Origin of the sequence: Bradyrhizobium sp. IC3195, assembly GCF_020193585.1 — a bacterium.
In the GTDB taxonomy this organism is placed as follows: Bacteria; Pseudomonadota; Alphaproteobacteria; order Rhizobiales; family Xanthobacteraceae; genus Bradyrhizobium; species Bradyrhizobium yuanmingense.
Map to the genome: position 1 here is coordinate 473,637 of NZ_JADYVG010000002.1, position 12,697 is coordinate 486,333.

Genomic DNA, 12,697 nt, shown 5'->3' on the forward strand with positions numbered 1-12,697 from the left:
GTTCTTACTCCACCAGCTCCGGCCACGGCACGATCGTCGACTTCACCGTCTTCATCGCCACCGCGTCCTTCACCGCCTGCGCGACGCCTGCTTCCGTGAAAGGGTAAATCGTCTGCATCTTCGCCCAAGGATATTTGTCGCGCGTGCGGTAGAGCATGTCGACGCCGAGCGGGAGGTCGTTGCCGGTGAAGCCCCACGACCCCAGCACGTTGAGGTCCTTGGTGCAGATGCGGTGCCAGGAGGTCTCGATCGAGCCGGCGTCGGTGAACTGGCCCATCTCGACATAGGTGCCGCCGTCGCGCAGCATCTCGATGCCTTCGGGGCCGGCTGAGGGGTGGCCCGAGCAGTCCATCACGAGATCGGCGCCGAAGCCGCCGACGATCTCGCGGACGCGCGCAATGCGATCCTGCGGTGATTTCAGCTCCTCGATGTTCACGGTCGCCTCGGCGCCGAACTCACGCGCCAGCTTGAGCCGCGGCTCCTCCGGCGCGCCGACGCAGATTACGCGCCCTGCTCCCATCTCCCTGGCGGCCGCGACCGCCAGAATGCCGATCGGGCCGGAGCCCTGGATCACCACGGTGTCGCCCCAGCTGAATCCGCCGGCGCGCGTCGCGCGATTGAAGGCACGGATGCAGGAGGTCAGGGGTTCCGACAGCGCACCCAGACGCAACGACATGTCGTCCGGCAGCTTGTAGATCTTGGTGCCCGGCAGCATCTCGAGATCGACATAGACATATTCAGCCCAGCCGCCCCACAGATGCGGCGCCTTGTCGAAGCCGAGATAGCGGCCGTAATAGACCGGCGTCAGGCACTTGTTCGCGGTTTGCGGATAATGGATGCAGTAATAGCAGCGGCCGCAGGGCATTAGCGGCGGGATCATTACTTTCGAACCGACGCTGAGCGGCTTGCTCATGAAATCTTCGGTGAACTCGTCGCCGCATTCGACGATGATTCCACCGAGCTCGTGTCCCAGCGTGAACGGCCAGGGCAGCGGCTTCGGCCAATGTCCTTTCAGAATATGCAGATCGGTGCCGCAGACCCCGCAGGCGCCGACCTTGATCAGTGCGGCCTTCTTGCCGACCTTCGGCCACGGCACGGTGCGGATGACGGGCTCCGAGCCGGGCCCTGCGTGGGTGCAGACGCGGATCTGTTGCATGGCTGTTTCCTCGCTGCCCGCTTGTTGTGTTTTGATCGTGCGGGCTGAGGCAAAGCGTATGTGAGATGCACGCTCGTGCCAAGGTGCGGCTTGTAGCCCGTATGGAGCGTAGCAGAATACGGGGAAGCGGCCCCGGATTTCGCTGCGCTCCATCCGGGCTACAGGGCTAGAGACCGCAGACGCATATCTGCCGCATGCTTTCCGCCGTCAACGCGCTGCGATCGAAACCACCGAAGCGCTCGATGAGGCGCAAGCCGCCCGAACTCACGAGCAACGGCATCTCCTGCGGGAAGATGCTGCGCATCGGCAACGCGACTCGCCAAAAGTCCTTCTCCGTCTTGCTCGACCAGTACCAATCCACGTGCCTGATCTGGGTGAGTGGGTCGTATCTCGCAGTCTCCTCGACGGTGATCGCGCCAAGGCCATCGTGGACCACTGTGCCGATCAACTCCCGCTTGTTGGGATCAGCGTTGAGCCTGGCGATATTGGGCAGGAAGGCGTCGAACACCAGCCGGCCCTGCGGCGATAGGTGTCTGCCGACCGATCCGAAGAAGCCTCTGAAGTCGTGGAGGCTATGCAGGTGCAGGATCGAGTTCACGGCGACGACGATGGTATCGAATGTCCGCCCGCCGAGATCGAAATCGCGCATGTCCAGCTGGACCAAATCCAGCTCAACCGCTTGAGCCCTGGCATAGCTCCGCGCGCGCTCGAGCATCTGCGGCGACAAATCGCCTCCGACGACCTGAAATCCCGCCCGCGCCAGCGGAATCGTCAGGCGACCGCTGCCGCACGCGAGATCGAGCACGCGGCCGCCGCGTTCGCGTGCGATCTCGACATAGAAGCCTTCGAGGATCGGATCTGGCGGCGCCATTAGATCGTAGAGATCTGGGCGATGGTAAAGACTGTTCTGTTCCATGAGGGCGATTGTAGCGGATAATCTCGCGCCCCGCGTGGGGCGGCTCGTCCGCGATAGCTCGACGAGCCAGTCGGAAGCGTAGTCCGGCAGGAATCTTGCAGCGGCGCGCGCGATGTCGCACCGAGTTCATTTCTGAGAGCCCATGACTGATAGCATACGCGCGCTTTTTGATCGCTGGGAGCAGGTTTGGCACGAGGGACGAATTGACCTGATCCAGGACTGCGTGGGATCGCATTATGTCCGTCACGATGAGAAAGGCGACCGGACCGTCAGCCGGGACGAATATGCTGCGGAATTGCAGACGGTGCATCGAGACCGGCCCGGAATCCGCGTCGTGGTGTATGATCATTCCTTCACGATCGACGGCGCGTGGTTCCGATTTGCATTCGTGTAGCCCGATCCCGCAACCGGCGAGAAGCGTAGCCGCGCCGGCATGCAAAGTTATCGTATTGAGGGCGGCAAGCTGGCCGAGACCTGGATCACGATGCTTGGTCTTGGGACCGCATGGGCCGACGAGCCCCAGGAAAGCTGGACCCGCCGCAAGACGTGAGGAGAGCTCAGGTTCGGGACGTCGCTCGGCGGCCCGTCGCGATTTGCGGCGCCGGAGCACGGTCGATAGCGCGACGATGTCACGGCTGCCATGCGAGGCATGGCTGGTCTTCGTCCACGTGCAAAGTCTTGAGCGCCGGCCGGCGAGCGTGTAACTCGCCACGAGTCTCACCTCAGGTCATCCCGTGAATCCCCTTCCCCAAAATCCCGTGGCCGCGTCCGGATCGTTCGCGGCGATGAGGTCCGTGCCCTACCGTCTCCAGTTCGCCTCTTACGTGCTGGCGATGATGGCGGACAATATCGAGCATGTGATCAGCTATTGGGTGGTGTTCCAGAAATTCCATTCGCCGACGCTGGGCGGGTTTGCCGTGCTGTCGCACTGGCTGCCGTTCCTGCTGTTCTCCGTCGCGGTCGGCGGCCTCGCCGACCGGTTTGATCCGCGCCGCATCATCCAGTGCGGCATGCTGCTGTTCATCGTCGCCTCCGCCGGTTGGGGCTTCTTCTTCCTGACCGATACGATCCAGATGTGGCACGCGATGCTGCTTCTGGTGATCCATGGCTGCGCCGGCGTGCTCTGGCAGACGCCGAACCAGCTCTTGCTCTACGACCTGGTCGGCCCGGCCGACCTGCCGAGCGCGGTGCGGCTGAACGCGATGGCGCGCTATCTCGGCATCCTGGTCGGACCTGCGGTGGGCGGGCTCATCATGCTGACGCTCGGTCCCTCGCACGGCATCATCTTCAACACGCTGTTCTATCTGCCGATGCTGCTCTGGCTGTTCTGGGTCCCGATCAGGGACAAGAGCGTGGCGGCAAGGCGTTTTGCCGTGCGCGGCCTTGCCGACATCGTGCTCACCATCCGCGCGATCGGCACCCAGCCCGTGTTGTCGGCGATGACGTGGCTCGCCGGCCTCACCTCCTTCATGATCGGCAACGCCTATCACGCCCAGATGCCGGGCTATGCCGGCGATCTCGGCCATGGCGATCCCGGCGTCTCCTACAGCGTGCTGCTCGCCGCGGACGCGGCCGGCGCAGTGCTTGCCGCAATCGTGCTGGAATCCTGGGGACAGCTGAAGGGCACCCCGCGCACCGCGATCACGCTGGCGATGCTGTGGAGCGTGGCGCTGCTCGGCTTCGCGCTCGTGCCGGTCTATCCGGTCGCGATCGCGCTATTGTTCTTCGCGGGCTTCTTCGAGCTCTCCTTCAACACCATGGCGCAGGCGCTGGTGCAGCTGAACGCCCCGCACGACATCCGCGGCCGCGTCGTCGGCCTCTACAACATGGCCGGGCTCGGCATGCGCGCCTTCAGCGGCATCACGGTCGGGGTGGCAGGCGCGGCGATCGGCATCCACTGGTCGCTCGGCTTGTCGGCCGCCGTGCTGCTGGCGCTGCTGTGCCTGCTTTATGGGCGCGCCGCGAGGAAGCCGAGCCCCGCCTGAAGGTGTGGCTTTTCGAGCGCATCGTGTCTGTCCGTGTCCAGCGCGCCCGATCCTAACGCGGCATTAACCCTGTGCACCTTAGGGTCGCAAGGACTCCGCCCGGGCGGGGGGTCGGGTGTTGGAAATGGCGTTGGCGAACAAAAAATTTCTTCCGGCCGCCGAGGAGCGCAGGCGCTTCCAGCGGGTGAAGGTGCACCTGCTCGGCCGCTACATGCTGCCGGACCGCCGGGAATTCCCCTGCCAGGTGATCAACATGTCGCCGGGCGGCCTCGCCTTGCTCGCCCCCGGCATCGGCAATGTCGGCGACCGCGTGGTCGCCTATCTCGACCATATCGGCCGCGTCGAGGGCAAGATCACCCGGATCATCGACAACGGCTTCGCCATGACCATCGGTGCGACGCCGCGCAAGCGCGACAAGCTCGCCGCGCAGCTGACCTGGCTCGCCAACCGCGACATCCTCAATCTGCCGGAGGACCGCCGCCACGACCGTATCGTGCCGCGCAACCCGATCGCGGTGCTGACGCTCGAGGACGGCACCAAGATGACCTGCCGCATCATCGACCTCTCGCTGTCGGGCGCGGCGATCGCTGCCGAGAACCGGCCACCGCTAAAATCGACGGTTCTGCTCGGCCGGGTCCAGGGCCGCGTGGTCCGAAACCTCGAGGACGGCTTCGCGCTGGAGTTCATGCACGAGCAGCCGGCAGAGACACTCGAAGAGAGCGTTACCGCGCGGTAAAGCGCAAGGACGCGAAAACCTCCATATTTCCAGGCTCGAAGGCGGCTTCCGCGATGCGGACGCCGCCTTTTTCATGTCCCGCGGCGAATGGCCAGCGGTTAACGGAGGGGCTGCAGATGAGCGCAAACAACGCTCCTCCCAGCGCTTCCGCGTTAATAGATAAAATTTGAATCAATTGCAGTCATATCCAATTTTACGCGAATTCTATTCAAGTATAGATCGAATTCGCCGCGCCTTTTACTTGCATTCGTCTCGACTTGACTTGGTCGACTTAGCGGCAACTCAAAAGCTCCGTGCGAAATGTGGTCCCAACAAGAAACGGGGGCCGCAATGTTTGACTTCAGGGGACGGGGGAAGGGACTGGCGCTGGCCGCCATGCTCTTCGGGATCAGCGCGGCAGCGCAGGCCGGCGAAGGCCGTCTGCTCTACGCGAGCCTCGGCGACACCACGCGTGCGCCGATCGGCTGGGTCGAGTTCTGCGCGGACAATGCTGCCCAGTGCCAGGGCGCACCGCTGCAGCCGCGCGACATCGTGATGTCGCAGGCCGCATGGCGCGACCTCGTCAAGGTCAATCGCTGGGTCAACGAGACCGTCAAGCCTCTGACCGACCAGGAGCACTGGGGCGTGATCGAGAAGTGGTCGCTGCCGTCAGACGGTTACGGCGACTGTGAAGACTACGTGCTGTTGAAGCGCAAGATGCTGATGGATGCCGGCTGGCCGCGCCAGGCCCTGCTCATCACCGTGGTGCGCGACAAGAAAGGCGAAGGCCACGCGGTGCTGACGGTGAAGACCGACAAGGGCGAGTTCATTCTCGACAATCAGAACGAGAACGTCCTCGCCTGGACGGAGACCGGCTACCGCTTCGTCAAGCGCCAGTCGCAGAGCGATCCCAACGTCTGGGTCTCGCTGGGCGATACCAAGCCTGCGGTCTCCACCGCCAGCGCCAAAGATTAGTAGGAACGAGAGACAACAGGTTACGCGACCCGGTCACATCCCCACCCCTCCCCGTCCCAGACCGGTTCGCGCGCGCCCAGCCATCCCCCAATGGCTGGGCGCAACTTTTTGGGAAAGCGCGATCAGCTCTGCTCGCCTTGGCGCGACCAAGGCACGCGTGCGGCGGCAAAATCCCGCCAGCTATCCTGCAAGCCCTGCTGCATGCCGATCGATGCCCGCGCCTGCCAGCCGGCGATCGCGGCCGCCGCAATGGCGCTGTCGCGATCGTCAGCGCCGAGCCCATCGAGCAACGAGGCCGTCACCGCCATGTCATTGAAGACGCCGAGCTCCTCCTGCAAGCCGGCGAGCCGGCGTGCGAATTTTCGTGCGGACTTGCGATCCTCGTAGAGCGGCAGCAGGAACTCGCTGAGATAGCGCAGCCGCTTGGTGGCGAGCCGCACGCGGTGCAGTTCGTCGACCGTCAGCGATTTGAAGCGGCGGCCGCGCTTGAGCACCTTCGCGTGCTGTTCCGATAGGACGCGCTGCGCGAAATTGAGGGCGGGCTCGGCGAGCCGGCCGAGATCTTCGGGCGCGACGCCGTTGCGCCAGCCGCGCGTCTCGATCCAACCGCCAAGACCGATCAGGAAGAGCGCGCAACGGCGATCATCGAGCCCGTGGCGGGCGCTGCGATAGGCTTCCGCCTGACGCTGAGCCGCGGCCCGCCCAAGCGCATCGAAACCCGCGACCGACGGACAGGCTTTTGCGATCGCCGGCAAGGTGGCGAGCTGGAACACGTCCCAGTCGCGCGCGGCGGACAGGCCTTGCGCCAGCCATTTGGCCTCCGAACGCAGCGCCTCGAGATTGCTGAGCGCGCCGACCGAACGCATCAGGTCGAGCGCGGATCGCAGCCGGCGCAGCGAGACGCGCAGCTGATGCACGCCTTCCGGATTGCGGCCGTCCTCGGCCGCCGGCAGCGATTGCAGCAGGTGAAGGAAGCAGGTGCGCAGGATGGTCGCGAAGGCTTCGTCGAGCGTCACGGAGGGATCGAGGCGAAGCTTGCGCGGCCGGCGTGCCGACGGCGGCAGGTCCGCGGCAAGATCGAAGCCGCGCGCCGACTTGCTGCGGATGGACGGCTTCACCGTTCCGTGCTCCGCAAGGCGCAGAGCGATCTCGTAGATCGCGCTCGTGCTGCCGCTCTTCAGCTCCAGCTCGATCTCGCTGACAGGAAGCGACCGGTCGCCGGCCGTCAGCTCGCCGCGGTCGCAGGCGACCTCGACCGTGCCGGACGGCAGGTCGATGATGCGCGTGTGCCGATGCACATCGGCCGTGAACACCGCTTCGAGCGGCTGCGCTTTGAGTCGCTCGCGAAGCTTCTCCGGAATGAACGGCATCGCCAAAGCGAGATCGGGCGCAAGCGAAGGCACGCTTGCTTCCCATTCGCCGCGACGCAACGGATCGTCCGCAACCTCGGTCTTCACGGTCTGCACGAAACGCGTGCCGCTCTGGCGGACGCGCAAGCTCAGCCCGGCGCGACGAAGCGCCCGCTCGGGCGTGTCGTAGTAGACGGACTTGAGACGTTTGCGCGTGCCCTTGTTGCGTGCGTTCGCCGCGATCACGGGCGCTGCGCCGAAATGCGCCATGCGATCGGCACCAACGAGCAGCTTGAGCTCGATTTCGGCGGCGGGAGATGCGGGCTGGGTCGGGCTCGGCGCGGGCGTCACGTCCTGCGATGGCGTCTGCTCAATGGCAGCGCGCTCCTCGACCGTCGCGGGTTCCACGCTGACGTCCTCGCGTTGCCCCGGGAAGCCGGTAAGGAGCTGCGTTCTCTTGGTGTTCCCAACAGCAGGATTGGCTTCCGGTGCGCCCGGAGTCTTGCGAGCCGGCGCAGCATCTGACTTTAGCATTTGCGGTAACATGACAGTTCAATGACAGGCGACAGGGATATAGCCTGTACAGCCTGCGAGGAATAGTCACATCAGATCGGCGCGCATCATGATTCACATGTAGCTCGCCAGGTAAAAGCTGCAGCCGCCGGCCCAAGCCCCCTACGACACGCCGAGAGATGCCGCTCATTCTGCCGCTTCAAGATTGGCCGGCTTTTCAGCCTCGCCGAGCGGGGAAACCGCCGGGCCGTTGAGCGCGGTGCCATCGGGTGCAAACTGCGATCCGTGACATGGGCAGTCCCAGCACTGTTCGAGTGAGTTCCAGTGCACGACGCAGCCCAAATGGGTGCAGCTCGCCGAATGCAAATGCAAATGTCCGCTTCGGTCCCGGCACGCCGCGATCTTCTTCAGGCCGCTTCGGAAGAGGCGCCCCTCGCCGGGCCGCAGTTGTTCAGCGCTCGCGATTTCACTTGCGGTGAGATACTCCGCGAAATTCTTGATAGGGGTGATGTTCTCGCTGATGAACTCGCCGATGTTCCTTTGAATCTTCCGCGTCGGAGCGTAGACGTCCTCCCAGGCACTTGCGCCGCTGGTGATGAGATCCGCGATCAGCATGCCGGCCACGAGCCCGTTGGTGATCCCCTGCCCGGAGTCGCCGCTGACAACGAATACATGCTCCTCGCCGGGGCTGCGGCCGATGAAGCCGGCGAAATCGACCGGCTCCAGCACCTGACCCGACCACCGATGGGTGACCTCGCGCAAATCCGGCAATCGCTCGCGCGCCCAGCGCTCGAGCGCGTCAAGGCGCTGTGCGCCATCATTCGCCTCACCCGACTTGTGATCTTCGCCGCCGATGATCACGATGTCCTCGTCGGCAGATAACGGGTGGAGGCGGACATAATGATAAGGATCGAGCGTGTCCCAATAGAGCGCATCCTCCACGGCGCCGGCCGCAATCTTCGCGGCGAGTGCATAAGTGCGGTAAGGCGCCTGCTTGGTGTGGATCGCCACCTGAACATTGACGGGCGAGTTGGTCGCAACCACCACGTCGGCGGCGTGAACCTCGTAGCCTGAGGCGGTGGTGACGACCATGCTACCCTGGCGTTGCTGGATGCTCTCGACGCAGGTGTCAGCATAGAGCTGGGCGCCCCGGCGCTGCAGTGCGCTCGCCAGACCGGCGAGATATTTAGTCGGATGCAGGCGCGCCTGGCGCGGAAAGCGCAGCGAACGCGTCTGACCGCTGTCATGGAATGGTGTCCGCTCGATGCAATTTTCGACCGGAATCTGCAGCTTGCGACAGCAGTCCAATTCACTATCCAGCTCGGATGCGGACGTTTCGGATGCCAGTACCCAATAGCCGTCGACGCGCTTAAAACCGCAATCGATGTGCTCGGCGCCTTGGATGGCCTCGACGCGATCGATCGCGGCAGCGACGCTCTGATAGTAACGCCGCGCACAGTCAGGGCCGCGGACTCGCACAAACGCATCATAACCATCATCAAGCGCGGTCGCCAGATGCGCCGTGGTGCGCGCCGTCATCCCGCTGCCGATGCGGCCGCGATCGATGACTGCGACCGAACGTCCATGGCAAGCAAGTTCATATGCGACCGAAAGCCCGGCTATTCCGGAGCCGACCACGGCAACGTCCACGCCGACCGTACTCGACAGCACCGGAGCTTCGGCGACAGATACGTCCATCCAGAGGGACCACGTGTGCTCATCCCGTACATTCATGGCGCTACTCCTCGGAAGAGCAAACGATGCAGCAGAATGACGGTTCCTATGTGCGCTATCGAACGAAACGCCGATGAGATGGCCGCATTCATTAGGAACCTTCATCGTGCTCGCGCTTGAACCGGCATGAAAAGTCCATCACCGGGGATGCGCAGGGCGCTGCGCCAGGCGCGATTGTACGGGCACCTGCTCGTCCGCAACGACAGGCTGTATCACCCGGGCGGCAATCATCCGATCTGCTCGATACAGCTTGCACGAGAGATGGTCAGGTCAGGATGGATGACCAAGCACGACGGCGAATACGAGATCACGGCAGAGGGGCAGCTTGCCGCCGAAAGCGAAATCGGTCGCTGAGGAGCCGATGCGGCACCGTCCAATTCCCGGCCGGGAGTCGGGCCTGTTGACTGATCCGGCGATTACATCATTGACTAGCGGCACGGTCCTCACAAAGAGCTGCCATGCCCTCGTTCCGTCCCGTTATCGCGTTGTCGAGAGGCCTCGAGGTCCTGCGCGTCATCAACCAGGAACGGCAATCGACCGTAGGCTCGCTGCATAAGGCGACGGGCCTCAACAAGGCAACAATCGTCCGCATGCTCGAAACGCTGGAGCATGAAGGATATGTAGTGCGGCGCGCCGAGCCGCCCAGCTATGCCCCGACCGGACGGGCGCTCCTGCTCAGCGCCGGCTACGACGAACCCAATTGGATCGGCGGTATCGCCGAACCGATGCTCAACAAGTTTCGCCAACAGATTCAGTGGCCCTCGGACGTGGCGGTGCTCGACGAGGAATCCATGGTGATCGCGCATACGACGCGGATCGGCGGTTCGCTGCTCTTCTACCGTCCGCCGGGTTTTCGCTTTCCCGTGCTGGGCACCTCGATGGGGCGCGCCTATTTGGCGTTTTGCGAACCGGCCGAGCAGGAGCGCATCGCGGCGCGCCTTGCCCTCAGCCCGGAGCCCTGGAACGACCTCGCCCGCAATCCCGCCAAACTCACCAAGGTGCTGCGCGCGATCCGGAAAGCCGGATTCGCAGTGATGGACGAGAGCTACAGCCGCCGCATCTTCGGCGGCGCCGTCTGGGCGATCGGCGTTCCCGTCGCTGTTCCGAACCGCCTGTTCGCAAGCATGAACGTGATGATGCTGCGCGAGGCCGTCAGCACCGAGGAAGGTCTCAGGCGCTTCGTGCCTCAGATGAAGAAAGTCGCCTCCGCACTGGCCGAGACGCTCAGCGCCAGGCTTGCTGCGGCCGGCCCGTCCGCGGCCGCCAAGAGCTAGCCATTTCACACAATGAAATGTTGTTTCTATTTGGCTCTGCTCGTGTGACATCTCTGCCCGGCGGCCAAAGGGCGCCCAAAGACGCAACAAAACCGGAGGGGCAAGTGAGGACATTCGTCGCAATGCTGGGCGCTGCGATTGCAGGCCTGGTGCTGGCCACGGCTGATGGGGCTGCGGCCGAAGCCTGGCCAACCAAAGCAATCAAGATCGTCGTGTCGACGCCCGCCGGCGGCATCACCGATGCGTTCGCCCGCGCCTATGGCGATTACATCTCTCAGAAGCTCGGACAGCCGGTCGTCGTCGAAAACAAGACGGGAGCGAGCGGCGCGCTGGCAGCCCAATCGGTCAAGGATTCGCCGGCGGACGGCCATACGCTGATGTACACGATCTCGTCCACGCTGCTCGGAAACCGGCTGCTGCTGAAGTCGCTCGCCTACGATCCGGACAAGGATTTCACGATCGTCGCGATGACGCCATCGGGTCATCTGCCGCTGGTCGTCCATTCCGCTACCGGTGCAAAGTCCATCGAAGATTTCGTCGCCTATGCGCGCCGCAACAAGGTCACGGCCGGCTCGTATGGGATCGGTTCGTTCGCGCACATCGCGATCGCCGAGCTCAATCGCCAATACGGCCTCGACATCTCCATCGTGCATTACCGCGGCGAAGCGCCGATGTGGCAGGACCTGGCGGCCGGCGTCATCCAGGCCGCGACCGGCAGCTACCAAGCCGCGCTTCCGGTCCTTGATACCGGCGTCGGCCGTGCGATCGCTGTTCCGTCACTGGTTCGCATGAAGAAGCTGCCGGACACCAAGACGTTCACCGAGCAGGGGGTCACCGGCAAGGTCTTCCAGCTGACCAGCTTCACGACCCTGGTGGCGCCCGCTGCGACGCCGACCGACCGGATCGAGCTGCTCGCCAAGCTGATGGTCGAAGGCGGCAAGACCGAGCGTGTCCAGAAGCTGCTGGAGGCCTTCGGGGTCGATGCGCCGGCAATGGACCGCGCATCCTCGGTCGCCCTCTACGAAAAAGAAGGGCCGGTCTGGCTGGAATCGATCAAGAATCTCGGATTGGAGCCACAATAGCGTCCGGACCCGCCGATCCCGTGCGCTGGCGACGCCCTTCTCACGCCCCCAGCACGTCCGCCAGCCGCAATTCATCGGCGGCGGGATCCTTCAGGAACAGCTCCGCCTCGATCTCGTTCAGGTGCGACAGCATCAAGGCGCCGGCGCGCGCCTTGTCGCGCTTGCGGATCGCGGCGGCGATCCCGGCGTGATGATCGGTGCCGCACGCGGGCGTGTCGTGACGGCGGTACAGCAGGATGATGAGCGAGGAGCGCGCGATCAGCTCCTTCAGGAAGCCGAGATAGATGCTGTGGCCGCTCATCTCGGCGACGAGACGATGAAACTCGCCGGACAGACGGACGGAGGCGCGGGCATCGCCGCGCAACTCGGCCTCGCGTTCTTCCGTGAGATGGTGCTGCAGGCGATCGAGCCAGGCCGGCGAAACCGCGTCAATGGCGCGGTCCACGATGCTGGGCTCGATCAGGCGCCGCGCCTCGAACACCTCGCGGGCATCAGCCGGCGTCGGGCGCGCAACGAAAGCGCCGCGATTCTTCTCGATGTTGACGATGCCCTCATGCGCAAGCTGCTGCAGCGCTGAGCGCACCAGCGTCCGGCTCGCGCCGTAGATGTCGCCGATCTGGCCCTCCCCGAGCTTGGTGCCGGGCAGCAGGCGATGCTCGAGGATCGCGGCAGTCACACCCTTCCGGATACGGCTGACGCGATCGCTCGCGTCTGGCGCATCGGGTTTCTGGCGGGTCTTGGCGGCCATGATTGTGAGGGCTCGATCGACGAACGTTCGGCCTGCAATGTTAGTCTACGAGCTGTATCCAATTACAGGCGAAACTTTATACAATCTCCGCCCGTTTTGTGTGCAGCTGGCTGCACAGGTGACGGCCCGACAAATTGGGCCGGAATCGATCTAACGATCTGACTCCGCTGCACAGTTTCTGAAATTCGCATCGTCGCGGGCTGTTGGCACGGACCTTGCGGAGAGAGGCGGGACGCAACGCCCCTCCTCG

12 protein-coding genes are annotated in these 12,697 nt (G+C 64.1%); 7 read left to right on the forward strand and 5 right to left on the reverse strand.

The genetic code is table 11. From position 1 onward, the window contains the following. Window positions 1–4 precede the first annotated feature (4 nt). Window positions 5–1,156, reverse strand: coding sequence for a zinc-binding dehydrogenase (locus tag I6F09_RS05975; protein WP_225187659.1), 1,152 nt, complete (start codon window positions 1,154–1,156; stop codon window positions 5–7). A 166-nt stretch (window positions 1,157–1,322) separates the two neighbouring features. Next, complete coding sequence (locus I6F09_RS05980) at window positions 1,323–2,072, reverse strand: class I SAM-dependent methyltransferase (RefSeq protein WP_346730108.1); 750 nt, start codon at window positions 2,070–2,072, stop codon at window positions 1,323–1,325. Between the two features lie 142 nt (window positions 2,073–2,214). Between I6F09_RS05980 and I6F09_RS05985 the strand changes: the two genes are divergently transcribed. The 4 genes from I6F09_RS05985 to I6F09_RS06000 all read left to right on the forward strand — a co-directional run bounded on the left by I6F09_RS05985 (window position 2,215) and on the right by I6F09_RS06000 (window position 5,747). Continuing rightward, window positions 2,215–2,466 (forward strand): hypothetical protein, encoded by a 252-nt coding sequence (locus I6F09_RS05985; RefSeq protein ID WP_225187660.1) that lies wholly within the window; start codon window positions 2,215–2,217, stop codon window positions 2,464–2,466. A gap of 340 nt (window positions 2,467–2,806) precedes the next feature. Beyond that, window positions 2,807–4,057, forward strand: a complete 1,251-nt coding sequence (locus I6F09_RS05990; protein WP_346730109.1) for an MFS transporter — start codon at window positions 2,807–2,809, stop codon at window positions 4,055–4,057. Window positions 4,058–4,181: 124 nt separating this feature from the next. After that, window positions 4,182–4,793 (forward strand): PilZ domain-containing protein, encoded by a 612-nt coding sequence (locus I6F09_RS05995; RefSeq protein ID WP_026312634.1) that lies wholly within the window; start codon window positions 4,182–4,184, stop codon window positions 4,791–4,793. Window positions 4,794–5,123: 330 nt separating this feature from the next. Continuing rightward, on the forward strand, window positions 5,124–5,747 hold the full coding sequence (locus tag I6F09_RS06000) for a transglutaminase-like cysteine peptidase (protein WP_036029667.1): 624 nt from the start codon (window positions 5,124–5,126) through the stop codon (window positions 5,745–5,747). Window positions 5,748–5,869: 122 nt separating this feature from the next. Here the strand turns inward: I6F09_RS06000 and I6F09_RS06005 are convergent, their stop codons facing one another. Together I6F09_RS06005 and I6F09_RS06010 are read right to left on the reverse strand one after the other, a co-directional pair. Further along, the gene (locus tag I6F09_RS06005) at window positions 5,870–7,630 is read right to left on the reverse strand and encodes a CYTH and CHAD domain-containing protein (protein WP_225187662.1); all 1,761 of its coding nucleotides are present in this window, start codon (window positions 7,628–7,630) and stop codon (window positions 5,870–5,872) included. Window positions 7,631–7,795: 165 nt separating this feature from the next. Continuing rightward, the gene (locus I6F09_RS06010) at window positions 7,796–9,343 is read right to left on the reverse strand and encodes an FAD-dependent oxidoreductase (RefSeq protein WP_225187765.1); all 1,548 of its coding nucleotides are present in this window, start codon (window positions 9,341–9,343) and stop codon (window positions 7,796–7,798) included. 147 nt (window positions 9,344–9,490) lie between these two features. On the opposite strand from I6F09_RS06010, the gene I6F09_RS06015 reads away from it, so the two are divergent. The 3 genes from I6F09_RS06015 to I6F09_RS06025 all read left to right on the forward strand — a co-directional run bounded on the left by I6F09_RS06015 (window position 9,491) and on the right by I6F09_RS06025 (window position 11,699). Continuing rightward, on the forward strand, window positions 9,491–9,697 hold the full coding sequence (locus tag I6F09_RS06015; RefSeq protein ID WP_225114709.1) for a hypothetical protein: 207 nt from the start codon (window positions 9,491–9,493) through the stop codon (window positions 9,695–9,697). Window positions 9,698–9,801: 104 nt separating this feature from the next. Continuing rightward, window positions 9,802–10,617 (forward strand): helix-turn-helix domain-containing protein, encoded by an 816-nt coding sequence (locus tag I6F09_RS06020; protein ID WP_036015272.1) that lies wholly within the window; start codon window positions 9,802–9,804, stop codon window positions 10,615–10,617. Window positions 10,618–10,721: 104 nt separating this feature from the next. Beyond that, a complete protein-coding gene (locus I6F09_RS06025) occupies window positions 10,722–11,699 on the forward strand; it encodes a tripartite tricarboxylate transporter substrate binding protein (protein WP_036029677.1) in 978 nt (325 codons plus the stop codon). A 40-nt stretch (window positions 11,700–11,739) separates the two neighbouring features. Here the strand turns inward: I6F09_RS06025 and I6F09_RS06030 are convergent, their stop codons facing one another. Further along, window positions 11,740–12,447 (reverse strand): GntR family transcriptional regulator, encoded by a 708-nt coding sequence (locus tag I6F09_RS06030; RefSeq protein WP_225187663.1) that lies wholly within the window; start codon window positions 12,445–12,447, stop codon window positions 11,740–11,742. Window positions 12,448–12,697: the final 250 nt, after the last annotated feature.

Bases quoted from the DNA above. Each gene is read 5' to 3' on its own strand.
- I6F09_RS06005 (WP_225187662.1), bottom strand. From the start codon at position 7,630: ATGCTAAAGTCAGATGCTGCGCCGGCTCGCAAGACTCCGGGCGCACCG.
- I6F09_RS06015 (WP_225114709.1), top strand. From the start codon at position 9,491: ATGCGCAGGGCGCTGCGCCAGGCGCGATTGTACGGGCACCTGCTCGTC.
- I6F09_RS06000 (WP_036029667.1), top strand. From the start codon at position 5,124: ATGTTTGACTTCAGGGGACGGGGGAAGGGACTGGCGCTGGCCGCCATG.
- I6F09_RS06030 (WP_225187663.1), bottom strand. From the start codon at position 12,447: ATGGCCGCCAAGACCCGCCAGAAACCCGATGCGCCAGACGCGAGCGAT.
- I6F09_RS05980 (WP_346730108.1), bottom strand. From the start codon at position 2,072: ATGGAACAGAACAGTCTTTACCATCGCCCAGATCTCTACGATCTAATG.
- I6F09_RS05975 (WP_225187659.1), bottom strand. From the start codon at position 1,156: ATGCAACAGATCCGCGTCTGCACCCACGCAGGGCCCGGCTCGGAGCCC.
- I6F09_RS05985 (WP_225187660.1), top strand. From the start codon at position 2,215: ATGACTGATAGCATACGCGCGCTTTTTGATCGCTGGGAGCAGGTTTGG.
- I6F09_RS06010 (WP_225187765.1), bottom strand. From the start codon at position 9,343: ATGAATGTACGGGATGAGCACACGTGGTCCCTCTGGATGGACGTATCT.
- I6F09_RS06020 (WP_036015272.1), top strand. From the start codon at position 9,802: ATGCCCTCGTTCCGTCCCGTTATCGCGTTGTCGAGAGGCCTCGAGGTC.
- I6F09_RS05995 (WP_026312634.1), top strand. From the start codon at position 4,182: ATGGCGTTGGCGAACAAAAAATTTCTTCCGGCCGCCGAGGAGCGCAGG.